Origin of the sequence: Acinetobacter sp. Brlt_5 (assembly GCF_051949055.1) — a bacterium.
GTDB classification, from domain to species: Bacteria; Pseudomonadota; Gammaproteobacteria; order Pseudomonadales; family Moraxellaceae; genus Acinetobacter; species Acinetobacter indicus.
The window spans coordinates 14,703-39,076 of sequence record NZ_JAYJLP010000019.1; the positions used below are offsets into that span (position 1 = coordinate 14,703).

The window sequence follows — 24,374 nt, forward strand, 5'->3', positions numbered from 1 at the left end:
TTTTTTTCACGGTCAGCATCCGCCTGGAAAATGCCTGATTTTTTCGGATTCCAGTCAACGAATCCCTACAAGAATGACTATCTTTTCCGAAACAGCCTTGCTATCGTTGCTGACAATTCAATACATCATGACCAGGCCATCAACAAGAATGGTACGGTCCTACACGCAGTGGAGTAACAGCGGATGCATCTGCATATTTTGGGTATTTGTGGCACTTTTATGGGCTCTCTGGCCTTGTTGGCGCGTGACCTGGGTCATACCGTGACCGGTTCCGACCAAAATGTTTATCCGCCGATGTCGACCCAACTGGAAAATGCAGGCATTACCTTAATGCAGGGCTATGACCGCAGCCATTTACAGCCGCATCCGGACTTGGTGATTGTCGGTAATGCCATGAAACGTGGTATTGATGCGGTGGAATATATGCTCAATGCCGGTCTGCCTTATGTTTCAGGTCCACAATTCCTGGCCGATCATGTGCTGCAAGGCAAGCATGTTCTGGGCGTGGCCGGCACCCATGGTAAAACCACCACCACCACCATGCTGGCCTGGGTGCTGGATCAGGCCGGTCTGGAACCGGGCTTTTTGATTGGCGGTGTTCCGCTTGGCTTTAAAGAAAGCGCGCGTTTAGGTGGTGGCAAATACTTCTGTGTTGAAGCCGATGAATACGATTCTGCTTTCTTCGATAAGCGCTCCAAGTTCGTGCATTACCATCCGAAAACTGCCATTTTAAATAACCTGGAATTTGACCATGCCGATATCTTTGATGATCTGGCGGCAATTCAAAAACAGTTCCATCATCTGGTACGTACCATTCCAAGTGAAGGCTGCATTATTGCACCGGTTACCGAAACCCATATTGATGAAGTGCTGGAAATGGGCTGCTGGACACCGGTGGTGCGCACCTCACTAACTGCACATGCTCAGGCCGCGCTATCTGCCGAGCAGTTACAGGCCGATGGCTCACATTTTAAAGTGCTGCAAGATGGTGTGGTTCAGGGCGAAGTCTGCTGGAACATGACCGGCCAGCATTCAGTGGCCAATGCCCTGGCAACCATTGCCGCGGCGGCGCATGTTGGTGTATCGATTGAAACGGCCTGTGCGGCCTTGTCCAATTTCGGCGGGGTAAAACGCCGTATGGAACTGCTCGATACCGTACGCGGCATTGAGGTCTATGATGACTTTGCCCATCATCCGACTGCGATTGACACCACTCTGGAAGGCGCGCGCAAACGTTTAGGTGAACGCAAACTGTGGGCGATTATTGAGCCTCGTTCCAATACCATGCGTATGGGCAGCCATAAAGATGGACTGGCACATTCAGCGCGTCTGGCCGATGAAGTAATCTGGTATCAACCGGAAGGACTGGACTGGGATTTACAACCGGTGGTGGCTGCGGCACCAAACAAGGCCAAAATTGCCCGGACGCTGGATGACATTATTCATACCGTCAGCCAGGAAGCAGGCGAGGGCGATGCGGTGGTGATCATGTCTAATGGCGGTTTTGGTGGTCTGCACCAGAAATTATTAAGCGCATTAAAATCGGCTTAAGCACGTTTATTGACCTGAAACATCATTCAACGGGGCTGTAGTTAGAATACTGCAGCCCTGTTTTATTGTCATACAATTCAATAGATTAAAATAAATATACAAATGTCTGAATAAAAAAGGTTTTTTAGAGATAAACTTGTCATCAACTCCTATTAAGTTAGAACGATCACATCCTGTGCTATAACGGTTCCTGATGAGGTGAAAAGGCGCAGGCTGTCCCACAATAAGCACAACAAGAGGATGACCACCATGTCCCAAACAATGCAAGCCATGGTTTATCATGGCGCCAATGATATCCGTTTTGAACAGCGTCCACGTCCCCAGATTCTGCAACCCACTGATGCCATCATCCGCGTGACCAAGTCAACGATTTGCGGTACCGACCTTGGTATCTGGAAAGGCAAAAACCCGGAAATTGAAAGCACCGCAATCGAAAAAACCGGCCAGTTTGATGGCCGTATTCTCGGCCATGAAGGCATCGGGATTGTTGAAGAGGTCGGTACGGCAGTCAAAAATTTCAAACCGGGCGACCGGGTGATTATTTCCTGCGTCAGCCGCTGCGGTACCTGTGAAAACTGCCAGAAACAGCTCTATGCACACTGCCGCAATGAAGGCGGCTGGATCATGGGTTATATGATTGACGGCACCCATGCCGAATATGTACGCACCCCATTTGCTGATACCTCGCTGTATCCGCTGCCAGAAGGACTGAATGAAGAGGTCGCGGTATTTTTATCAGATGTGTTGCCGACTTCGCATGAAATTGGCGTGCAATATGGCAATGTCAAACCCGGCGATACCATTGCCATTATTGGTACCGGCCCGATTGGGATGGGCTGTCTGCTGACTGCACAATTCTATTCACCGGCGCAAATTATTGCGGTAGATATGGATGATAACCGGCTGGCCATGGCCAAGGAACTTGGCGCGACCCACACCATTAACTCGGCCAAAGAAGATGCCATTCAGCGTATTCTGGAAATTACCGATGGCCGCGGGGGTCGATTGCGCCATGGAAGCCGTGGGGGTAGAAGCCACCTGGAATATTTGCCAGCATATCGTCAAAGAGGGCGGTCATCTGGCCAACGTCGGGGTACACGGTAAATCGGTGAATTTTGAGTTAAATAAACTGTGGATTAAAAACCTGACCATTACCACCGGTCTGGTCAATGCCAATACCACCGGCATGCTGCTCAAAAGCTGCTGTGCCGGCAAACTGCCAATGGAACGTCTGGCCACCCATCATTTTAAATTTGACCAGCTTGAAAAGGCTTATGAGGTATTTAAACACGCTTCAGATGAAAAAGCCCTGAAAGTGATCATTGATTACAGCTAAGGCCTTAATCGGCAATCAAAAACCACGAGTTCATGCTCGTGGTTTTTATATATTGGCTGACCCTCCAAAGTCGGTGGCGGGTTCAAGCGCCAGATTTAAGCGGCGACATCAGCCAGGCTGGGCTCGCGTCGAAACATGACTTCAACATAAGAACAGACCGGTACAATCTTGAGCTGTTTTTCCCGGGCAAACTCGACCAGTACATCCAGCAATTGGCGGGCAATGCCTTGGCCACGCAATGAATCATCTACCCAGGTATGGTCGGCGACAATTTTATGCGTGTCTTGCCATTGATAGGTAATTTCAGCAATCCGCTGTCCATCCCGTTCAATAAAAAATGCGCCGCCACGTTTTGCCTCTTGATGTTGAATATCCATTGCTGTCCTGCCTTAAAGTTTATGTGTCATCTGATGAATTAGGGTTGAAGTACATCCTGAATCGACGGGTCTTTTTCAAAAGCCGCTTTGGCATAAGGGCAGAGCGGTATAATCTTGATCTGCTGTTCGCGGGCATAATTGACCGCAGCTTCAACTAAGTGACGTCCCACACCCTGACCACGTAACTGTTCACTGACCGTGGTATGGTCAATAATGATTTTATCTTCGCCAGCACGTGAATAGGTCATCTCAGCCAGACGCTCGCCATTGGCTTCAACAAAAAAGGCCCCTTTGCTGTCATTGTTTTCGTGTTGCACCATCATTTTTATCATATCCTCCTATCTGGAATAGTCAGTATCTGCTTTATTCACAGAAAAAGACAGAAAAGAAAAGTGTGACTTACATTTTTTATGATCTGTGAAACATGACTAGGTTTTTAGCTAAAATATGGATACAATTAATTACATGATTAATACATTGCAATATTTTTAACTATGGATCTTTTTTTCATCATTATTTTGTTGTTGGTGGGTTTAGCCATTTATCTCGGAATTTCAATCTATAAGGAAAAATCTCGCGATCCATTTAAATAAGCCTAATTGCACTTTACTTAAAAATATGCAATTCTCTGTCGACTTTGGGGCATTCCCCCAACACAGAATTGTTGAACAAGGGGAGTAGCCTCCTCCAAGCGTTAAAACCCAGATGAAACTCACTGGTTTTAACCTGTCAGACTATCGTCATTACACTTTGCAAAAAGTCGGTATCTGAGCATTGAATCTGCATCAGGCAGGGCAATGTAGGCAAGACCTTGATCACGTTGTTATGGATGTTTTTATTTCATCTGGCAACGGGTCAAGGTTTTTTTATGGCCAATTGTCGGATGTGGAGAATTCACATGGAAACAATTGGTACGCTCTGGCTGTATCTTGTCTTTTTCGCAATTGTCGCCGTCATGCTGGTGATCGATTTTGTCGGCTTTAAACAGCAGGAAGTCAAAGTCCGTACTGCTGCCTACTGGAGTATCGCCTGGGTCAGCGTGGCCATGCTGTTTGGTGGTGGCCTATGGTTATATCTGAAACAGACCGCCGGACTGGATGTCGCCAATACCAAGGTGATGGAATATCTGGCCGGTTATTTACTGGAAAAATCACTGGCGATTGATAACGTCTTTGTCTGGCTGATGATTTTTGCTGCCTTTGCCATTCCACCAGCGTTACAACGTAAAATCCTGCTGTATGGCGTTTTGGGCGCTATTGTGCTGCGTACCATCTTTATTTTTATTGGCGCCTGGTTTGTGCAGGAATTCTCCTGGATTCTGTATCTGTTCGGTGCCTTCCTGGTCTATACCGGCTTTAAATTCCTGCGTGGACAGGACGATGAAGACAGCAATATCGAAGATATGGCGATCCTGAAATGGTTACGCAAACATATGCGGATTACCCCGCAGCTGGAAGGCAGCCGCTTCTTTGTACGTAAAGAGGGCTTACTCTGGGCCACGCCACTCTTTCTGGTGCTGATTCTGGTTGAAGCCTCCGATGTGATTTTTGCGGTGGATTCAATTCCTGCTATTTTTGCTGTCACCACCGACCCCTTCATTGTGCTTACTGCCAACCTGATGGCAATTTTAGGCCTGCGTGCAATGTTCTTCCTGCTCTCAGGTGCCGCCTCAAAAATGCATTATCTGCCTTATGGCCTAGGTTTGATTCTGGTCTTTATCGGCTTTAAGATGCTGATGCTGGATGTATTCCATATGCCGATCTGGATTTCACTGAGCTTTATTGTGATTGTCTTGACAGTGACTGCGATCTTGTCGATTCGTCATAGCAAGAAACATAACGAAACTACGCTGTAAGATTAAGCATCAAAAAAGCCTGCATCAGCAGGCTTTTTTATTTGTCTACAAGTTTGGCTGCACACGCACGCTCTGTTGAAATTACGCATGATTATTTGATCTCATAAAAAATACGCATGGTTAAATATGAATGTTCATATAAACATGCTAATTTTTTCAGCTACAATCAATCGAAAAAATTACAAAGTGCAGGTTTTCAATGTCTTCTCACATTGCGACGACAGCCATCCGCGGCCGCTTCCTCGATATTCAGAATACAGTTGCCCAAGCGCGTGATATTCACGACCAAGTGCGCTATGTAGAAGATGGTTTATTAATTACCCAACACGGGAAAATTCACTGGTTTGGTCCCTGGGAAGAGGGGCAGGTGCATATTCCGGCCGGTGTTTCAGTGCAGCATTATCCCGATCAGCTGATTATACCCGGCTTCATTGATACCCATATTCATTTCCCGCAAACCGAAATGGTTGGCGCCTATGGCACCCAGCTGCTGGAATGGCTAAATACCTATACCTTTCCAACCGAAATGCAGTTTGCTGATAAAAGCTATGCTGACAAGATTGCTGCATTTTTTGTGCAGGAACTGCTGAAAAATGGCACCACCACGGCACTGGTGTTCTGTACCGTGCATCCTGAATCTGTCGATGCCCTTTTTGAAGCCGCAGAACAGCACCAGATGCGCCTGATTGCTGGTAAAGTGCTGATGGACCGTCATGCACCCGAGGAACTCTGTGACACGCCAGAACGCGCCTATCAGGAATCTAAAGCACTGATTGAAAAGTGGCATGGCAAAGGCCGTAATTTATATGCAATTACCCCGCGTTTTGCACCGACCTCAACTCCGGCACAACTGGAAAAAGCGCAGCAGCTGAAAGCTGAATATCCGGATGTATATTTGCATACCCATTTAAGTGAAAACAAAAATGAAATTGCCTGGGTCAAAAGCCTGTTCCCGGAGCAAAAAGGCTATTTAGATGTCTATCATCATTATGGGTTGACCGGTTCACGTTCGGTATTTGCACATTGTGTGCATCTGGAAGAGCAGGAATGGGACTGTATGCACCAGACCGATTCCGCGATTGCCTTTTGTCCGACCTCCAACCTGTTCCTGGGCAGTGGCCTGTTCCCGATCCATCAGACCTGGCAGAAACAGGTCAAAATGGGCCTGGGTACCGACATCGGGGCAGGGACCTCGTTTAGCCAGCTGCGCACCATTAGCGAAGCCTATAAAGTCCAGCAGCTACTTGAGCAAAACCTGTCGGCCTATGAAGCACTGTATCATTCCACTTTAGGCGGTGCCAAAGCACTGGATCTGGATGACAAGCTCGGCAATTTCAATGTCGGTAAAGAAGCTGATTTTATTGTGCTGGATTTAAACGCCACCGCCTTGCAGGCCCTGCGCCAGCAGCACAGCAAAGGCCTGGAAGACAGCCTATTTGCACTAATGACCATGGGCGATGAACGTAATATTCAGGCCACCTATATTTATGGACAATGTGCCTATGTCCGCGACTAAACCTGTACGCCGGGCGCAACCGAAATGGCGGGTGGCGCTCACGCTGATTGGTCTGGCCTTGTTGCTGAAAAGAGATCACCCGGTCAAAAATGCTGATTTTTTAGACAGCAAAGAGGATGCATCTGACCGCAAGATGTATTAAAATTAAGGCATATTTTGGGGTGTTGCAGGTCAACACCTTTTTTATTTTTTGCTCTTTTAGGGATCTACCCATGACCGTTGATATGAAAGTATTGATTTCTGCTGAAGAAATTCATGCAAAAGTTCAAGAACTTGGTAAACAGATTAATGTGCACTACGCCAACAGTGACAAGGAACTGGTGTTAATCGGTTTACTGCGTGGTTCTGTGCTGTTTATGGCCGATTTATGCCGGACCATTGAAAAACCGCATGAACTGGACTTTATGACTGTTTCAAGTTATGGCGGCGGTACCCTGTCTTCGCGTGATGTAAAAATCCTGAAAGACCTCGACGGCGAAATTCGTGGCAAAGATGTGCTGGTAGTAGAAGATATTATCGACTCTGGCAATACCCTGAGCAAAGTACTGGAAATTTTACAAACCCGTGAACCAAACTCGATTGAGCTGTGCACGCTGGTCAGCAAACCGTCACGCCGTGAAATTGAACTGGAAGTTAAATTCCTGGGCTTTGAAGTGGAAGACAAATTTATTGTCGGTTATGGCCTCGACTATGACCAGAAATATCGCCATATCCCGTTTATTGGTGAAATTGGTCTGTAAGCAACCGCAAAAGAAAGTGGCGTTCAGCCACTTTTTTTATGACAAAGCGGACAAAAAAGCTACAATCTGTAGCAGGACTCTACTGTTTGTCCTCTCAAAAATCCTGAAAAATAAATCAAATAGCAACAACTCAACTTGATAAACCATAACAAGAAGGAGACAGGAGATGTGGACACTTATTGTGGCTATCGTGATTGGTTTTATTGCAGGTCTTATCGCCCGTGCCATCCATCCAGGTGATGATAAAGCAGGCTTTATTATGACCACCTTACTCGGGATCGCCGGTTCACTGTTGGCCACTTACGGCGGTCGCTTTCTCGGTCTGTATGATGAAAACTCAGCTGCCGGCTTTATTGCCTCGGTGATTGGTGCGCTGATTATTCTGTTTATCTATAACATGATTTCCAAACGCTCACATCGCGTTTAAATCAATAAAAAAGCACCGTTCATTCGCCGGTGCTTTTTTATGGTCTAAAATCTGACTTTTAACAATCTGAGCTTAGAGTCCGAATTCCTTGAAAATCTGCTCGATCTGCGCAGCAGGGTAGGCGCCCATCACCTTAAAACCATTCGAGAAAATAATGGCTGGTGTACCGTTTAGTCCCAGGCTTTGCGCCAGTTTCAGATTACGCTGAATCGGATTGGCACAGGGCTCGATCGCGCGCGGGCTAAGGCCTTTGGCAATCAGGTCTTCCCAGGCCTGTGCCGGATTGGCTTCACAATACACCTGCTGCGAAGGGCGTACCGATTGTGCCTTTAACGGTAAAATAAAGGTGTAAATGGTGACATGATTGAGTTTTTTCAGCTCTACTTCCAGCTGTTTGCAATACGGGCAATTTGGGTCAGAAAAGATGGCAAGCTGACGTTTACCCGTCCCTCGAACCGTTTTTAAAGCATCTTGTAGCGGCAGTTTTTTCCAGTCGATGCTGTTTTGTTGCACCAGCAGCGCTTTGGTCAAATTCTGCTGGTCGCTTAAACGGATCATGGAACCGGCCAGAATATGCTTGGCATCTTCATTCAGATAGACCACCTGACCCTGCATTGAACCACTATAAATCCCGCGCATTTCGGTGGCCTGAATATTCTGGATGTCCAGGTTTGGATGTTGCTGCTTTAAATTGGCTTTGACCGTGTCGACATTGGCCAGTGCCAGCGTTGAACTCATCGCGAGTGCTGCCAGCAAAAATGCATGTTTGAACATAGTGAAATCTTGTCTTTATCAATCTTTGCCCGATTCTAATCTTAAATCGGGGCAAAGATTCCACTTTTATCAGAGAAATTTACCGAATCACTACAGCATCGACAACGGCGTTTCACGTGGAACATAAACCGGATGAATCGAATTAATTTCAATTGAGACATGCACAATTTCCTCATGCACTGACAGGGCCATGCGGATTTGATCGGCATTTAGCTCATCTTCAGTTTCTACAGCCAGAATACAGGAAAACTTGTCACGGCCAACTTTCCAGACATGCAGATCGGTGATGTTGACTGTTCCCGGCAGCTCGGCAATTACCTCGCGAATTTCCTCCACCACAGGATGATCCATTTCAGCATCCAGCAAGGTCCGTCCGGTTTCCTGAATCAGGCCCCAGGCCCAGCGCGCCACCAGAATCGAACCCACAATACCCAGTACCGCATCAAGAAAATCCCAGCCCCAGAACTTGCCGGCAATTAAGGCTACAATGGCAAAAATGGAGGTCACAGCATCCGCCACCACATGCATAAACGCAGCTTTCTGGTTTAAATCATGTGCTCCCGCTGTATGCGCATGCCCATGTCCATGCCCCGACTCATGGTGATGGTGATGGTGATGGTGATGGTGATGGTGATGGTGATGGTGACCATCATCATGCAGTAACCAGGCACAAATCAAGTTGACCAATAGGCCTAAAATCGCAATCGGAATGGCTTCGTTATAATGAATATTGACCGGGAAAAATAAGCGTTCTACTGAGTGAAACGCCATAAAACCGGCCACCACCAGCAATAAAATGGCGCTGCTATAACCGGCCAGAATCTCAATTTTCCAGGTACCAAAGCTAAAACGGGCATCCTGGGCATAATGACGCGCCGCCCGATAAGCCACATAGGCCAGCCCCAAAGCCAGCATATGCGAACTCATATGCCAGCCATCGGCCAAAAGTGCCATCGAGTTAAAAATCCAGCCGCCAATAATCTCTAAAAGCATCATGATACCGGTTAATATCGCGGCATATAATATACGCTTCTGGGCCAGTGGATTGCCTTCATCAAACTGATGGTGATGAATACGGTGAGAAATATGATTTTGCATGGGGAGAATTGTTCAATATACTCCCCTATAGTATATTTGAAATTAAGGTGAAGTGTGGGACATTTACATACAGATAAAAAAGTTTTAAATCGTATCAAGCGTTTACAAGGTCAGATCAGTGCGGTGGAACAGTCCATCCATGATCCGGAAAAAGGCTGTATCGAAGTATTACAGCAGGTGGCTGCGATTAAAGGCGCAGTTAACGGGCTGATGAATGAGCTAATTGAATCGCATTTGCGCCATCATGTCATTGGTGATGAGGTCGCGGTCAATGAAGTCGAACTGGATGAATTTTTAAAATTGTTAAAACGCTATACTTGAATCCATCTTTCGATTGACCCACAAAATTCCTGCCTTTACACTGAAACGATCTTTTCTCATATCATGATACCTGAGCCAAAAAGCTGAGCTATTTTTTTATTCTCTCATGTCAAACGCTCAATCGTGGCAGCCGTTTTTAATGGTCAGCCTGGCGCTGTGTATTGGTACCGTCGGAACCGCTCTGGCCAGCCCTTTATATCCCTTGTATCAGGAGCTGTGGCAGCTGCTGCCGAGTCATATTACCTATCTGTTTGTGGCCTATATGTTCGGCTGTCTGGTCACCTTACTATTTCTGGGGCGGACCAGTAACCGCTTTGGTTTTGTCCGCAGCTTGCAGGTCGGTATTGCCCTGGTCACGGTTGGACTGATACTGTCAGCCTGGGCACCGACACCGCTATATTTGGGCCTCGGCCGCTTTATTATTGGGATTGCTTCGGGACTGATTACCACCTCTGCCATGCTGGGGCTGATGAATGTAGTGCCCGATAGCCATAAACTGCTGGCGCCGCAGCTCAGCTCGATTATTACCGCAATTGGCTTTGGTTTAGGGCCATTTCTGGGCGGTGTAATTGCCCAGTTTGCCGAGCAGCCGCTGGTCACGCCTTATCTTCCGGTGATTGTCAGTGCCATTTTCTGTGGGCTGGGCCTGTTCAAGCTAAAACAGCCTGCCTTTGAACAGCAGCCATTTTCGGTTTATCCCAAATTGCAAACCCCGGATGCGCCGTATCAGGCTGCTTTTTTTCTGGTCAGTCTGGCCGCGTTTTGTGCCTTTGCCGGCTTTAGTCTGTTTGCTTCGCTGTCGCCGTCGTTTGTGCAGGATATTTTGCCTTGGCATGGACCACTGGTCAGTGGTGTAGCAATTTCTGCGATTTTAATTATTTCAGCCATCGTCCAGTTTTTTGCCCGTAGTGTACTGCCTGCCACGGCCTTGCGCTGGGGTCTCTATGCGCTGCTCGGCAGCCTGCTTCTGCTGGGACTGTGTATGTCGCTGCAATGGAGCCCGCTGTTCTTTGTCAGTGATGTGCTGGTCGGAATTGGGCATGGCTTGAGCTTATTGGGCGCCTTTGGCCTGATTCACCAGATGAGTCAGCCGCACAACCGCGCTGCAATTATGTCCAGTTATCTGTTTATTGCCTATCTGGGCACCATTGTACCGATTATTGCGGTGGGCTATTTATCAGACCATTTTGGCTTAAGTGTGGGTATTATCAGCTTCTGCATGCTGATTGGGCTGCTTTGCCTCAGCCTGATCTGGCAGCAGCGTAAAGTGCTAACCTTTTAAATTAATGCTGTTGAGTCGGGGATGATCAGGCACCCTCGGCCTGATCCTGGGTGCGGACAGACTGCGCTGCCAATCAGATGCTGACCATATCAACATCCACCAGATGATTGAATAGTTTTATTTCTCTGTACCGGGTTGATGTTCCAGCTCTTTCATTAAAAAGTAGTTTAAAAAGGTCCGAATGACCGCAATAATCGCCAGTTTGATCAGGCTGTCCATATCCGGATCGACCGTGGTGGCCAGAATATCCGCGGCCAGCTGAAACTCCAGCGCAGTGGCCAGCCAATTGCCAAAACAATAGCGCGCACTGCGGCCGGATTTTAGCTGAACCAGCACCATTAAGGTTTTGACCAGACCAATCACCACACAGACCACCGAGATAAACTCGAGCAACAGCTGCAGCACACTCACTAAAGCAACCAGTGACTCACGTAAATCAACCACCTCCAGCATGCCACACCTCCGGCAGTGTTTTTGTTGAACTGCATTCAGGATTTTATTGGAACAACTTGTAGGTTATTCACTCATCATAGCCTGAATATCGGGCAATAGAAGGGCGGATGGTGGGATATAGGCTAGCCCATACAATGTGACAGGCTGTTCCCTTAGAACATACAAAACTATTTAGGCTGAAATGACGAGATTGCCTGATAAAAAGCAATAAAAAAGCACCAGGTGGCTAACACCTGATGCTTTTAAATGCATAGCAAGCTCAGAGCGTGCTGCGCTTATTTTCCAATACAGAAAGAACCGAAAATTTTACCCAACAGATCATCGGCACTAAAATCTCCGGTAATTTCACCTAGGGCATTTTGCGCCAGACGCAGGGATTCAGCCACCAACTCACCGGCATGATAATCTACCAGCTGCTCGCGCGCTTCGGCCAGATAGTACTGGGTGCGTTTCATTGCGTCTAAATGACGAGTTCGGGCAATGAAGGTATCTTCTTCCGGCTGGAAGCCTGCATGCGCTGTAATCGCATCTATGAGCGATTGAACACCGGTTTCCTGCTTGGCCGACACGGTAATATGACGAAAGCCCTGATAATCACCAATAACGGCTTCAGCACCAGTCAAATCTGCTTTATTAGCAATCAGCATCAGACGTTTGGGTTCCAGATGATCGGCAAAATATTCCTGGGCCAATTGCAGTGGATCTTCACCCTGACTTAAGTCATACACCAGCAGCAATAAATCGGCCTGTTCAATTTCTTTAATCGCGCGGCGGATGCCTTCTTTTTCCACCACATCACCGGTTTCCCGTAAACCGGCGGTATCGGTTAGGGTAATCGGCAAGCCATTTAAGGTGATTTTTTCATGCAGCACATCACGGGTGGTACCAGCAATATCGGTCACAATCGCCCGTTCAATCCCGGCTAAAGCATTCAGTAAAGATGATTTTCCGGCATTGGGTTTACCGGCAATCACCACCTGCAAGCCTTCACGTAATAATTGTCCCTGACGTGCCGATTGCTGTACCGCGGTGACTGAGCTGGCAACATCATCCAGTAGGGCCAGAATTTTGCCATCGGCCAGAAAATCAATTTCTTCTTCCGGAAAATCAATCGCTGCTTCCACATGCAAACGCAGATGAATCAGTTTTTCTAAAACCGTATTGACCTTGGTTGAAAATGCGCCTTGCAGGGAGCGTACCGCTGAACGTGCTGCAGCCTGCGAGGTCGCGTCAATCAGGTCGGCAATCGCTTCGGCCTGTACCAGATCAAGCTTACCATTTTCAAAGGCGCGCATGGAAAATTCACCGGCTTTGGCCGCGGTCGCGCCGAGTTCCAGTAAACGTGCCAGCAGGGCATTTTGAATGACAGGGCCACCATGACCTTGCAGTTCCACCACATCTTCACCGGTAAAGGAGTTCGGATTGGGGAAACAAATCACCAAACCTCCATCCATCACCTCACCGCTAGCCTCATAAAACTGACGGAAGCCGGCAAAACGGGCTTTCGGCAGCTGCTTTTGGGTTAAGGCTTCAGCAATAGCATAGGATTTGGGACCAGACAGGCGAATTACCCCCACACCGCCACGCCCGGGTGGAGTGGCAATCGCAGCAATTGTTGTGGTTTGGGTCAGCATAAATTCACCTGTCGCAATGCTTAAAGTCGGGCCAAAAAAAATCCGCCTAAGAGTATCATCTTAAGCGGATTTATTCAGCTCGTCAGTACAACTTAGTTGACTGGGGTCGCTTCATCACGTTTGGCACGGTCTTTCTCAACAGATTTGTTGATCAGGCCTTGCTGCAAGATGGTGATCAGGTTGTTGACAATCCAGTACAACACCAGACCCGCCGGGAAGAACAGCAGGAATACGGTAAAGATGACCGGCATAATGCGGAAGACTTTAGCCTGCATAGGATCGGTCGGCTGCGGGTTCAGCATTTGCTGAATATACATGGTCGCACCCATGATCAGCGGCAAGATAAACCAAGGGTCCATTGCCGATAAATCCTGAATCCAGAGTAACCATGGCGCATGACGCAGCTCTACAGATTCCATCAGTACCCAGTACAGGGCCAGGAAGATTGGCATTTGCAGTAACAGCGGTAAACAGCCGGCCAACGGATTAACCTGTTCACGTTTGTACAGCGCCATCATCTCTTGCGAGAAGCGCATCCGGTCTTCACCGAACTCTTCTTTCATGCGCTGCATTTCAGGTGCAATCACACGCATTTTCGCCATAGAACGGTAGCTCTTCGACGATAATGGCCACAGAATCAGCTTCACCAGAATGGTCAACAGAATAATTGCCCAGCCCCAGTTCCCCACTAAGCCGTGGAAGAATTCCAAGCCTACAAACAGCAGTTTGGCAATTGGCCATAACCAGCCATAATCCACAGTCTGATTCAGACCAGTGGCCAGATCTTTCAGCTCTGACTGGATTTTTGGACCGCTATAGAAGGTCGCATCGACTTCTGCCACTGTACCTGCCGGTACATTAATGGTTGGCGAAGTAAAGCCGATAATATTCATATTATCGCCTGATTTACGCGATTCCAGCTTGGCGCTATACGGTTGGCCATCGGCCTGGGTCAGTTTCAGGTTACCCGGCACCCATGCACTCACGAAGTAGTGCTGTACCACCGCAACCCAGCCGCCAGTCGCTTCAACATTCAGTTTTTCTTCAGTGAAGTTGTCGAATTTCAGCTTGTTGTAGTGTTCATCCGGTGTCCCCCAGGCGCCGCCCAGGAAGGTACCCAAAGTGAAAATGCCCTGGTCCGATTTACCCGGATCATCCGAGTTATCACGTTTGATCTGACCAAACATTTGACCTTGCCAGTTCTGGCCACTGCGGTTTACCACTTTGTGGTTGACCACAATCGGATATTCGCCTTGCTTGAAGCTGAAGGTCTTGATAATTTCTACACCGTCAGCAGTTTTGTACACCATTGGTACATTTAACACTTTCACCGCTTCACCGTCCTGATTCTGAACGGCTTTGGCATCTTCCAGGCTATAGCTTAATTTTTCAACTTCATAGTTTGGACGACCATTACGGCTGCTGTCTGGTCCATTCAGACCAATCAGGCCTGACTGAGCGACATAGGTACGTTTGTCATCGCTTTCAAGCATTACAAACGGTGCATCACTGTCTTTATTTTTGTCATGATTGAGTAATTCAACACGAACAATATCACCACCTTTTGGATTGATCCAAAGATGATAAAGGTCAGTTTGTACTGAAATAAGCTGCTGACTTACAGGTGCAGTGGCATCTGTGGTTTGAGTCTGCTGCGCTGAAATATTTGCCTGCGGTACATCAGAAGCTGCTGTAGCGGTTTGGCCATTTGGCAAATCTGCAGACACTTCATGTGAAACCACCGCAGCCTGTTGCTGTGGTTGGGTTTCAGCATTTCCATAATCTTTTTGCCAAGCCAAAATGAGCAAATAAGCGACAACAAACATGGCCCCGAGAATTGCAATCCTGGCCCATTGTTGCATATCTATTACCCCAAGTGGTTAGAGTGATTTTGGTTCAATAAACGTTCACGAAAGGGTACAGCAATGTGACCCGTTTGAGAATCTATTTGCTGAAATGAAATAAAACGAATTGCTTTGGCCGGTACAGGGTCATAGCCCGAACCACCCCACGGATGACAACGACAGATACGTCTGGTCGCCAGCCACACACCACGTCCGGCCCCATGGATCTGAACTGCTTCCAGGGCATATTGAGAACAGGTTGGAATATAGCGACAACGTGGTCCAAGAAGCGGACTAATCGCAATCTGATAGAAACGAATCAACCAATGCAGTAAACGTACCATTGGTCATCTCTACTGATGTGGGGAGGGAGCTATTTTAGAATGCTTTTTGGCAAGGCGGTGCAATTTCTGCCAAGCAAATTGTAATTGCTGATGTAACTCTGCATTTGGCACTGTTTCAATCCCCATTTTGGGCATCACCACAATATCCAGTACAGCCAATTGCTGTTGATGCAGGCGAAAACTTTCGCGAGCAAGTCGTTTTACTCGATTTCTTTCGTGTGCACGACGCACTTTTTTCTTGGCAACAACAATCCCCAAACGGCTGTTCAGCAGTTCGGACGGTTTTGCCAGAAATAAGAAATGGGGTTGATGCACTTTAAAAAGCGCACCATCAAACACATCTTTATAATCGGCAGCACAGCGTATACGAAGCTCTGTGCTGAAGCCATAAAGTGATGTCATAACACCCAAGTCGATACAGCGTGACTGATTAAACAGTTAAGCTGTGACGACCTTTTGCACGACGGCGAGCTAATACTTGACGACCAGCTTTAGTAGCCATACGAGCACGGAAACCATGAACGCGTTTACGCTTTAATTCAGATGGTTGGAATGTACGTTTCATGTCGAAACTCCAAAAATGATCTTTCTATAAAGGTCCGCGATTTTAGTGCTCATTGCTTGAGCTGTCAATCAAAAACACGGTTTTCCTTTAAATAAGCCTAATTTTTATAAAAGGCCTTAAGTTTATCCAGGAATAGGCAATTGTACATATTCTGGCTTATTCACAAGCTATCCTATTGTTAAAAAATACAAAATAAGTTATAAACAATATTATTCACATAATTATCCACAAGACCATGTGAATAAATTTATTCTCTGCAGGTTTAAATTCGAATTTAAATTTATTTTCAGTTTATCCACATCCGAGCACACTCTAATATATAAATTCAAATTTATAAATTTAAATTTATTCTTATTAGGGTGGCTTTTTTATGTGGAAAAGCAATTTTTAAATTTAAAAAACATAGGCTTTGCATGTGGATAACTGTGTTTTTATATTTTTAATACATTGTGGATAACTTTATGCTATATTTTATCCACAGCTTGCGGATAAACTTATCCACACCAGCTTTTAAATTTAAATTTAGATCTTGATGTTTGTTTTTTGGCTAAATTCGCTCAATTTCTCATGACAGATGTGGATAACTTGGTTAGAATGGCGACCCGCTTGCAGCGGACGAATGCGTTTTAAATTTAAAATGGAATAAATAGGGGTTTTCACATGCTTTGGACGGACTGCTTAAATCGCTTGCGACAAGAGCTCTCTGGGAATGTCTTTACGATGTGGATTCGCCCATTAGTTGCAGAAGAATCAGAAGATACTTTACGTTTATATGCACCGAACCCGTATTGGACCCGCTATATTCAGGAACATCATCTTGAGCTGATCACGATTCTGGCCGAACAACTGTCTGAAGGACGGGTACGTAAAGTTGAAATCCTGGTCGATTCCCGTCCGGGCGCCATTTTATCGGCCAGTGAACAGCCAGCGACCACCACCGCTGCTTTAGAGTCAGCACCGGCACCGGTCAGCCGTCCAAAAAAGGACAAAGAAGAGAGTGGCAGCAAAAACAGCCGCAAGCGTCAGTTAAACCCTTTATTTACCTTTTCTTTATTTGTAGAAGGCCGTTCTAACCAGATGGCGGCAGAAACCTGCCGTAAAGTATTGACCCATCTGGGCGCTTCACAACATAACCCGCTATTTTTATATGGCCCGACCGGTCTGGGTAAAACCCACTTGATGCAGGCAGTGGGGAATGCCTTGTTGCAGGCCAAGCCGAATGCCCGGGTCATGTATATGACTGCTGAAAGCTTTGTACATGACTTTGTCAGCTCGCTACAGCAGGGCAAGGTTGAAGAATTCAAGAAAAATTGCCGTTCACTTGATCTGCTCTTGGTGGATGACATTCATTTGCTGGCCGGTAAAGAAGCCAGTCTGGTGGAGTTTTTCTATACCTTTAATGCCTTATTGGATGAATCCAAGCAGATTATTCTGACGTCGGACCGTTATCCAAAAGAACTGACCGAACTGGACCCACGTCTGGTGTCACGTTTTTCCTGGGGCCTGTCGGTGGGGGTAGAACCGCCCGATATTGAAACCCGGATTGAAATTCTATTAAAGAAAGCCGAAAGCAGTGGCGTCGATTTACCGCGCAACTGTGCCTTGTTTATTGCCCAGCAGGTGGTCGCCAACGTGCGTGAACTGGAAGGCGCCTTAAACAAGGTGGTCGCAATTTCCCGTTTTAAAGGCACCGCGATTGATCTGGATGTGGTGCGTGAATCTCTAAAAGATGTGCTGGCGATTCGTGCGCGTACCATCAGTACCGAAAATATTCAGCGTGTGGTCAGTGAATATTTCCGTATTCCACTCAAAGAGCTGGTCGGGCCAAAACGTACCCGGATTTATGCCCGTCCGCGGCAGCTGGCAATGGGGCTGGCCCGTGAACTGACCGGTGACAGTTTCCCTGAAATTGGCATGGCTTTTGGTGGTCGTGACCACAGTACCGTGATGCATGCCTGCGAGAAAGTACAAAGCCTGCGCGAAGAAGATCCAATCTTCAACGAGGACTATAAAAACCTGCAACGCCTGTTGCAAAGTTAGGCCGGTTTGGTCAAATTCTGTTCTTGCAATGCGGCATATTCTGCCGCATAGTACACTGCTAAAAAATTAATTTTTATCTTCATCATCTTCAGTTGTTAGAGGAATGTACCGTGCGTTTAAAAATCGCCAAAGAAAGCTTACTCAATGTTCTATCACATGTTGTAGGAGCGGTTGAACGTCGCCATACGTTAAACATTTTATCTAACGTGAAAGTTCAGGTGACCGAACAGGCACTGACCATTACCGGTTCCGATCTGGAAGTTGAGCTGGTGGCCAGTACGGTTCTGGCTGAAGGTGCATGTTTACAGGCGGGTGAGACCACAGTGCCGGCACGTAAACTGATGGATATCTGTAAATCTTTGCCGACTGCGGCTTTAATTGACCTGCAGATTACTGAAGATCAGCGCTGTATTTTAAAATCAGGCAACAGCCGTTTCGTGTTGGGCACTTTACCAGCCGAAGATTATCCGTTATTGGCCACTGAAAATACTCAAGGCACACAGGTAGCGGTGACTCAGCGTGAATTAAAACGTTTATTTGAAAAAACCGCCTTTGCCATGGCGGTGCAGGATGTACGTTTCTATTTGACCGGCACCTTGCTGGAAATTGATGAAAACCAGCTGCGCGCTGTGACTACCGATGGCCACCGTTTGGCATTATGTGAAACCGGTGCCTCTTCAAATGCGACGCAGCCAATTCAGGCGATTGTGCCACGTAAAGCCGTGGGTGAATTACAGCGTTTGCTCAGTATTGAAGATGAGCAACTATCCCTGTTAATTGGTCGTGAACTGTTAAATGTAACCATTTCCGTGCCAAGCCGTGACAAAGAGCAGGGTGATATTACCGTGCGTTTCACCACCAAGTTAATTGACGGTAAATTCCCGGATTACCGCCGTGTGATTCCACGTGGTGGTGATAAGGTGGTGATGATTGCACATGATGTCTTCAAGCAGTCGTTACAGCGTGTGGCGATTTTAAGTAATGAAAAATTGCGCGGTGTGTTCCTGAACTTTAATGCAGATTCACTGCAATTACGTGCCAACAACCCGGAGCAGGATGAAGCGATTGAAGACCTGGCCGTGCAATACAACAATGCACCGCTGGAAATGTCGTTCAATGCTCAATATCTGCTGGATGTATTAGGTGCACTGGATGGTGATGATGTGGCGATGACCATGACCGAAGCCAACCAGTCGGTACTGGTGCAAGACCCAGCGCAGCAAGATCAAACCTATGTTGTGATGCCGATGCGTGTCTAAGCTTGTATGTGATCTGACACGATTATGCATATTACGCGTTTAAATATAGAACGTGTTCGAAACTTAAAAGCGGTTGCACTCGTCGGGTTGCAGCCGTTTAATGTCTTTTATGGTGCCAATGGCTCCGGTAAAACCTCGATTCTGGAGGCCATTCATTTACTGGCCACCGGTCGTTCCTTCCGTACCCATATCCCCAAAAACTATATTCAGCATGATGCCCAAGATGCGATTGTATTTGCCCAGTCGCCCACCGAAAAAATCGGCATGCAAAAACTGCTGTCTGGGGAACAACTGATTAAGGTCAATGGTGATCATATTGCCACCCAGGGGCAGCTGGCCAAACTGCTGCCGCTACAACTGATTGATCCGCAAAGTACCGATATTATCGACCACGGCGCTAAACCACGACGACAGCTGCTGGACTGGATGATGTTCCACGTGGAACCAGAGTTTTATCATGCCTGGCAATACTATTCGCGGGCCTTAAAACAGCGTAACAGCTTACTAAAAACCCGGCGTCATTTAAGCCTGGCAGAACTAGAACCGTGGAACCAGATGCTGAGCCAGTATGGTGAAATGCTGCATCTGCAACGCTACAGTATTATCGAGCAGTGGCAGCATTATTTTCAGCAGGATTTACAGCAGCTGTTGCCTGATTTAAATATCCGGCTGGAATACCATCCCGGATTTCATCCGGAACCGGGCTTGATGAGCGATTTGGTCAATCATCATCAGAAAGATGTGGAACGCCGCTATACCGAATATGGACCGCATCGCGCAGATTTACGTTTAAAAACAGCGACGGGCGATGCCGATGTGGTGCTGTCACGCGGACAAAAAAAGTTATTGATCATGGCTTTAAAACTGTCACAGATTGCAATGCTGCATGCGTGCAATAAGGAAACTGTGGTATTATTAGATGATCTGACAGCAGAATTAGATTTAACCGCACAACGACGTTTAATTGAGCGATTGAGCCAACTTGGTAGTCAAGTTTTTATTACCACCTTAGACCATGAATCAGTGCAGAATCACTTACATGATTTGTCTATTTCCTATCAATTATTCAATGTTGAAAACGGTACTGTTCAAGTTGTTGTGCAATAGTTTTTTATCTTTGGATAGACCAGTTTTTACTAGGGAGAAACCATGAGTTCAGAAGATCAATCTGCCACTCAAACAGAACAAACCAATGAAAAGGCTTATGATTCCTCTAGTATCAAAGTATTACGTGGCCTAGATGCTGTTCGTAAACGCCCGGGCATGTATATCGGTGATACAGATGATGGTACCGGTTTGCACCACATGGTGTTCGAGGTGGTCGATAACGCGATTGACGAAGCGCTTGCCGGCCATTGTGACGAGATTCTAGTCACTATTCATGAAGATGAATCGGTATCTGTGGCCGATAACGGTCGCGGCATTCCAACCGACATTCACCCGGAAGAAGGCGTATCGGCTGCCGAGGTGATTCTGACCATCCTGCACGCCGGCGGTAAGTTCGACGACAACAGTTATAAAGTGTCGGGCGGTCTGCACGGGGTCGGGGTATCGGTGGTAAACGCCCTGTCGAGCAAACTGGAACTGACCATTAAACGTGCCGGTCAGATTCATCAGCAGGAATACCGTCATGGTGATCCGCAATATCCATTAACCGTGGTTGGTGAAACAGAAGAGACCGGAACCATGGTTCGTTTCTGGCCAAGTGCTGAAACCTTTAGCCAGACCATTTATAATGTTGATATTCTGGCGCGCCGTTTACGTGAGCTGTCGTTCCTGAATGCCGGTGTACGTATTGTCCTGAAAGATGAGCGTATTAACCTGGAACATATCTATGACTATGAAGGTGGTCTGTCTGAGTTCGTGAAATATATTAACGAAGGCAAAAACCATCTGAATGATATTTTCCATTTTACCGTGCAGGCAGAAAATGGCATTGGAGTTGAAGTTGCGTTGCAATGGAATGATTCTTATCAGGAAAATGTACGCTGCTTTACCAACAATATTCCGCAAAAAGATGGCGGTACCCATTTAGCCGGTTTCCGTGCCGCGTTGACCCGTGGTTTAAACAGCTACATGGAAAACGAAAACCTGCTCAAAAAAGAGAAAGTGGTGGTTTCCGGGGATGACGCACGTGAAGGTTTGACCGCAATTATTTCGGTGAAAGTGCCTGATCCAAAATTCTCTTCACAGACCAAAGAAAAACTGGTGTCGAGTGAGGTAAAACCTGCGGTCGAGCAGGCCATGAATAAATCCTTCTCGGAATATTTACTGGAAAACCCGCAAGCGGCCAAATCGATTGCCGGCAAGATTATTGATGCAGCGCGTGCCCGTGATGCAGCGCGTAAAGCACGTGAAATGACCCGTCGTAAGAGCGCGTTGGATATTGCCGGTTTACCGGGTAAACTGGCCGATTGTCAGGAAAAAGATCCAGCTTTATCTGAACTGTATCTGGTCGAGGGTGACTCTGCGGGTGGTTCAGCCAAGCAAGGCCGTAACCGTAAAATGCAGGCGATTTTACCGCTAAAAGGTAAAATCCTGAACGTGGAACGTGCCCGTTTTGACAAGATGATTTCATCGGCAGAAGTCGGCACCTTGATTACTGCACTGGGCTGCGGAATTGGCCGTGAAGAATATAACCCGGACAAGCTGCGTTATCACAAAATCATTATCATGACCGATGCCGACGTCGATGGTTCGCACATCCGTACCTTGCTGCTGACGTTCTTCTTTCGTCAAATGCCGGAGCTGGTGGAACGTGGTCATATCTATATTGCCCAGCCACCGCTGTACAAGCTGAAAAAAGGTAAGCAGGAACAGTACATTAAAGACAATGAAGCACTGGAAACCTATCTGATTTCCAATGCCATTGATGAACTGGCCCTGCATGTCAGCGCAGATGCACCGGCGATTCGTGGTGAAGCACTGGCTTCGGTGATTGCCGATTATCAGACCTCGCAAAAGAGCCTGAGCCGTTTAACCTTGCGTTATCCAGCCAGCCTGTTAGATGGTTTGCTGGCGCAAGAGGCGTTCAAGCTGGATCAGGCGCATGATCTGGATTATGTACAGGCTTGGGGTGAGCAGCTGTGTGCCTATATCGCGGCCACTCAAAGCAGTTTACGTCCTGAACTCAGCATCGAAACCTTTGACAAAGAAGATGCGGAAGGACAGAAGTCTGCGATTTACTGGCCACGTATTACCATTTATGTGCATAACCTGCCACATGCCTATTTGCTGGATGCCGGTTTACTCGGTTCGGGTGAGTACGCACGTTTGCTGAAGAACTCGAAGAGCTGGTTTAGCCTGATTGAAGAAGGCGCGTACTTGCAAAAAGGCGAGCGCAAGATTCAGGTCAACAGCTTCCATCAGGTCTGGCAGCATATTCTGCAGGACTCACGCCGCGGCATGATGATCCAGCGTTATAAAGGTCTGGGTGAAATGAATGCCGAGCAGCTTTGGGAAACCACCATGGACCCGGAAAACCGTCATATGCTGCAGGTGACCATTGAAGATGCGATTGAAGCAGATCGGATGTTCTCATGTTTAATGGGCGATGATGTGGAACCACGTCGTGCTTTTATTGAAGAGAACGCCCTGAATGCCGATATTGATGCCTAAGGGCATGATTTAAAAAAAGCGCCTGCGGGCGCTTTTTTGTTGGCGCGATGGATTAGGGCGTGAGAATAATTTTGCGGCAATCCTGTTCGCGTTGATCAAAAATACGATAGCCCTCGGCAGCATCGGCCAGTTTCATACGGTGGGTAATAATCACTTCGGGGGACAGGTCGCCATTTTCAATCCGTTCCAGTAATTCGGGCAGGTACCGATGCACATGGGTCTGGCCCATCTTGAAGGTCAGGCCTTTATCAAAGGCATCACCGAACAGGAAACCGTGAATTGGACCGGCATAGACGCCCGGCACACTGACCACGCCGCCACGGCGCACTGCGGCAATACACTGGCGCAGGGCAAAGCCGCTGGAGCCTTCCAGTTTCAGGTTGGTCATCACGGTTTCAATCATGCTGCCTTTGGCTTCAAAACCAATTGCATCAATGACCGCATCGACACCCCGATGGCCGGGAGTATTGTCAATAATAAACTCGGCCGCATCCATTTCATCAAAATTGACTGGAATCGCGCCATAGGTTTCATGGGCAAACTGCAGCCGGTAATGGTGATGATCGACCATAAAAATCTGTTCAGCGCCAAGCATCCGTGCACAGGCCGCTGACAGTAATCCCACGGGTCCGGCACCATAAATGGCTACACTGGAGCCTTTGCCAATTTGTGCATTGGTCACCGCCTGCCATGCGGTTGGCAGAATATCGGTCAGGAATAGCACTTTTTCATCTGGCAGTGAACCGGGAACTTTAAAAGGACCGATATTGCCTTTGGGGATTCGCACATAATCGGCCTGTCCACCCGGCACGCCGCCATAAAGATGACTGTAGCCAAACAGCGCTGCACCCGGTGGAATCTGTTTTTTATTCAGAATGGCGCCGCGGCCCGTATTGGTATTTTCACAGGAGGCAGTCAGCTCATGTTCACAGAAAAAGCAGTGACCACAAGCAATCACAAAGGGAATAATCACCCGGTCGCCTTTTTTTACCGCTGTGACCTCGGGGCCGACTTCTTCGACCACGCCCATAAATTCATGTCCAAAAATATCGCCGTGTTCTGTGGCCGGAATTTTACCGCGATATAAATGCAGGTCTGAGCCACAAATGGCGGTGGCAGTGACGCGAAGGATAACATCATCCGGTTCCTGAATAATCGGGTCAGGCACCGATTCAACTCTTACATCTCGGGCTCCATGATAGGTTAAGGCACGCATAGAATTTCCTCTCTTGGCTAGCAGAAGGCCAGACCCGTGCATTGAGCCGGCCACATTCCTCCATAATGAAAGGCGCGGCTGTAAATTTATGTATAAATAAACCGGCCAAGCTGTGTGCAAGAGA

25 protein-coding genes are annotated in these 24,374 nt (G+C 47.3%); 14 read left to right on the forward strand and 11 right to left on the reverse strand.

Going from position 1 to position 24,374, the window contains the following annotated elements; translation table 11 throughout:
* Positions 1-183: 183 nt before the first annotated feature.
* The 3 genes from mpl to VF685_RS12100 all read left to right on the forward strand — a co-directional run bounded on the left by mpl (position 184) and on the right by VF685_RS12100 (position 2,887).
* Complete coding sequence (mpl, locus tag VF685_RS12090; protein ID WP_005181071.1) at positions 184-1,551, forward strand: UDP-N-acetylmuramate:L-alanyl-gamma-D-glutamyl-meso-diaminopimelate ligase; 1,368 nt, start codon at positions 184-186, stop codon at positions 1,549-1,551.
* Positions 1,552-1,800: 249 nt separating this feature from the next.
* Positions 1,801-2,655 carry an alcohol dehydrogenase catalytic domain-containing protein gene (locus tag VF685_RS12095; protein WP_286385369.1) on the forward strand — a complete coding sequence of 285 codons (855 nt, stop codon included), beginning with the start codon at positions 1,801-1,803 and terminating at the stop codon, positions 2,653-2,655.
* Complete coding sequence (locus VF685_RS12100) at positions 2,564-2,887, forward strand: hypothetical protein (RefSeq protein WP_286385368.1); 324 nt, start codon at positions 2,564-2,566, stop codon at positions 2,885-2,887. Before VF685_RS12095 ends, VF685_RS12100 begins: the two co-directional genes overlap by 92 nt.
* Before the next feature lie 95 nt (positions 2,888-2,982).
* On the opposite strand, the gene VF685_RS12105 is transcribed toward VF685_RS12100, so the two are convergent.
* Together VF685_RS12105 and VF685_RS12110 are read right to left on the reverse strand one after the other, a co-directional pair.
* Positions 2,983-3,264 (reverse strand): GNAT family N-acetyltransferase, encoded by a 282-nt coding sequence (locus tag VF685_RS12105; RefSeq protein ID WP_016659776.1) that lies wholly within the window; start codon positions 3,262-3,264, stop codon positions 2,983-2,985.
* A 38-nt stretch (positions 3,265-3,302) separates the two neighbouring features.
* On the reverse strand, positions 3,303-3,587 hold the full coding sequence (locus VF685_RS12110) for a GNAT family N-acetyltransferase (protein WP_005181078.1): 285 nt from the start codon (positions 3,585-3,587) through the stop codon (positions 3,303-3,305).
* Positions 3,588-4,162: 575 nt separating this feature from the next.
* On the opposite strand from VF685_RS12110, the gene VF685_RS12115 reads away from it, so the two are divergent.
* From VF685_RS12115 to VF685_RS12135, 5 genes are all read left to right on the forward strand, one after another.
* Positions 4,163-5,119 (forward strand): TerC family protein, encoded by a 957-nt coding sequence (locus VF685_RS12115; RefSeq protein WP_286385367.1) that lies wholly within the window; start codon positions 4,163-4,165, stop codon positions 5,117-5,119.
* A 199-nt stretch (positions 5,120-5,318) separates the two neighbouring features.
* A complete protein-coding gene (guaD, locus tag VF685_RS12120; protein WP_286385366.1) occupies positions 5,319-6,635 on the forward strand; it encodes a guanine deaminase in 1,317 nt (438 codons plus the stop codon).
* The gene (locus tag VF685_RS12125; protein ID WP_168369888.1) at positions 6,622-6,777 is read left to right on the forward strand and encodes a hypothetical protein; all 156 of its coding nucleotides are present in this window, start codon (positions 6,622-6,624) and stop codon (positions 6,775-6,777) included. Before guaD ends, VF685_RS12125 begins: the two co-directional genes overlap by 14 nt.
* Positions 6,778-6,847: 70 nt before the next feature.
* Positions 6,848-7,375: a hypoxanthine phosphoribosyltransferase gene (gene hpt, locus VF685_RS12130; protein WP_286385365.1), complete on the forward strand. Its 528-nt coding sequence runs from the start codon at positions 6,848-6,850 to the stop codon at positions 7,373-7,375.
* 166 nt (positions 7,376-7,541) lie between these two features.
* The gene (locus VF685_RS12135; RefSeq protein WP_005181091.1) at positions 7,542-7,802 is read left to right on the forward strand and encodes a GlsB/YeaQ/YmgE family stress response membrane protein; all 261 of its coding nucleotides are present in this window, start codon (positions 7,542-7,544) and stop codon (positions 7,800-7,802) included.
* Positions 7,803-7,874: 72 nt separating this feature from the next.
* On the opposite strand, the gene VF685_RS12140 is transcribed toward VF685_RS12135, so the two are convergent.
* A complete protein-coding gene (locus VF685_RS12140; protein ID WP_286385364.1) occupies positions 7,875-8,576 on the reverse strand; it encodes a DsbC family protein in 702 nt (233 codons plus the stop codon).
* Positions 8,577-8,666: 90 nt separating this feature from the next.
* On the reverse strand, positions 8,667-9,674 hold the full coding sequence (gene dmeF / locus VF685_RS12145; protein ID WP_440203658.1) for a CDF family Co(II)/Ni(II) efflux transporter DmeF: 1,008 nt from the start codon (positions 9,672-9,674) through the stop codon (positions 8,667-8,669).
* A gap of 54 nt (positions 9,675-9,728) precedes the next feature.
* Here dmeF and VF685_RS12150 point away from each other — a divergent pair, with 54 nt between their 5' ends.
* On the forward strand, positions 9,729-9,995 hold the full coding sequence (locus tag VF685_RS12150; protein WP_286385362.1) for a metal/formaldehyde-sensitive transcriptional repressor: 267 nt from the start codon (positions 9,729-9,731) through the stop codon (positions 9,993-9,995).
* Positions 9,996-10,101: 106 nt separating this feature from the next.
* Positions 10,102-11,277: an MFS transporter gene (locus VF685_RS12155; protein ID WP_440203659.1), complete on the forward strand. Its 1,176-nt coding sequence runs from the start codon at positions 10,102-10,104 to the stop codon at positions 11,275-11,277.
* Between the two features lie 117 nt (positions 11,278-11,394).
* Here the strand turns inward: VF685_RS12155 and VF685_RS12160 are convergent, their stop codons facing one another.
* The 6 genes from VF685_RS12160 to rpmH form a co-directional block, all read right to left on the reverse strand.
* The gene (locus tag VF685_RS12160) at positions 11,395-11,730 is read right to left on the reverse strand and encodes a DUF1622 domain-containing protein (RefSeq protein ID WP_005181102.1); all 336 of its coding nucleotides are present in this window, start codon (positions 11,728-11,730) and stop codon (positions 11,395-11,397) included.
* 275 nt (positions 11,731-12,005) lie between these two features.
* A complete protein-coding gene (gene mnmE, locus VF685_RS12165; protein WP_286385387.1) occupies positions 12,006-13,361 on the reverse strand; it encodes a tRNA uridine-5-carboxymethylaminomethyl(34) synthesis GTPase MnmE in 1,356 nt (451 codons plus the stop codon).
* Positions 13,362-13,456: 95 nt separating this feature from the next.
* Positions 13,457-15,226: a membrane protein insertase YidC gene (yidC, locus tag VF685_RS12170; RefSeq protein ID WP_075168111.1), complete on the reverse strand. Its 1,770-nt coding sequence runs from the start codon at positions 15,224-15,226 to the stop codon at positions 13,457-13,459.
* Positions 15,227-15,231: 5 nt separating this feature from the next.
* The gene (yidD, locus tag VF685_RS12175) at positions 15,232-15,552 is read right to left on the reverse strand and encodes a membrane protein insertion efficiency factor YidD (RefSeq protein ID WP_045795963.1); all 321 of its coding nucleotides are present in this window, start codon (positions 15,550-15,552) and stop codon (positions 15,232-15,234) included.
* A 9-nt stretch (positions 15,553-15,561) separates the two neighbouring features.
* Positions 15,562-15,954, reverse strand: coding sequence for a ribonuclease P protein component (gene rnpA, locus VF685_RS12180; RefSeq protein WP_005181120.1), 393 nt, complete (start codon positions 15,952-15,954; stop codon positions 15,562-15,564).
* A gap of 28 nt (positions 15,955-15,982) precedes the next feature.
* Positions 15,983-16,117 (reverse strand): 50S ribosomal protein L34, encoded by a 135-nt coding sequence (gene rpmH / locus VF685_RS12185; RefSeq protein ID WP_000831329.1) that lies wholly within the window; start codon positions 16,115-16,117, stop codon positions 15,983-15,985.
* Between the two features lie 660 nt (positions 16,118-16,777).
* On the opposite strand from rpmH, the gene dnaA reads away from it, so the two are divergent.
* The 4 genes from dnaA (at position 16,778) to gyrB (ending at position 23,034) form a co-directional block, all read left to right on the forward strand.
* On the forward strand, positions 16,778-18,157 hold the full coding sequence (dnaA, locus tag VF685_RS12190; RefSeq protein ID WP_005181121.1) for a chromosomal replication initiator protein DnaA: 1,380 nt from the start codon (positions 16,778-16,780) through the stop codon (positions 18,155-18,157).
* Between the two features lie 110 nt (positions 18,158-18,267).
* Positions 18,268-19,416, forward strand: a complete 1,149-nt coding sequence (dnaN, locus tag VF685_RS12195) for a DNA polymerase III subunit beta (protein WP_016659767.1) — start codon at positions 18,268-18,270, stop codon at positions 19,414-19,416.
* A 24-nt stretch (positions 19,417-19,440) separates the two neighbouring features.
* Positions 19,441-20,523 (forward strand): DNA replication/repair protein RecF, encoded by a 1,083-nt coding sequence (gene recF / locus VF685_RS12200; RefSeq protein ID WP_005181126.1) that lies wholly within the window; start codon positions 19,441-19,443, stop codon positions 20,521-20,523.
* A gap of 42 nt (positions 20,524-20,565) precedes the next feature.
* A complete protein-coding gene (gene gyrB, locus VF685_RS12205; RefSeq protein WP_168405797.1) occupies positions 20,566-23,034 on the forward strand; it encodes a DNA topoisomerase (ATP-hydrolyzing) subunit B in 2,469 nt (822 codons plus the stop codon).
* A gap of 52 nt (positions 23,035-23,086) precedes the next feature.
* Here gyrB and VF685_RS12210 read toward each other — a convergent pair whose 3' ends face one another.
* Positions 23,087-24,250 carry a zinc-dependent alcohol dehydrogenase gene (locus tag VF685_RS12210; protein ID WP_104470784.1) on the reverse strand — a complete coding sequence of 388 codons (1,164 nt, stop codon included), beginning with the start codon at positions 24,248-24,250 and terminating at the stop codon, positions 23,087-23,089.
* Positions 24,251-24,374: the final 124 nt, after the last annotated feature.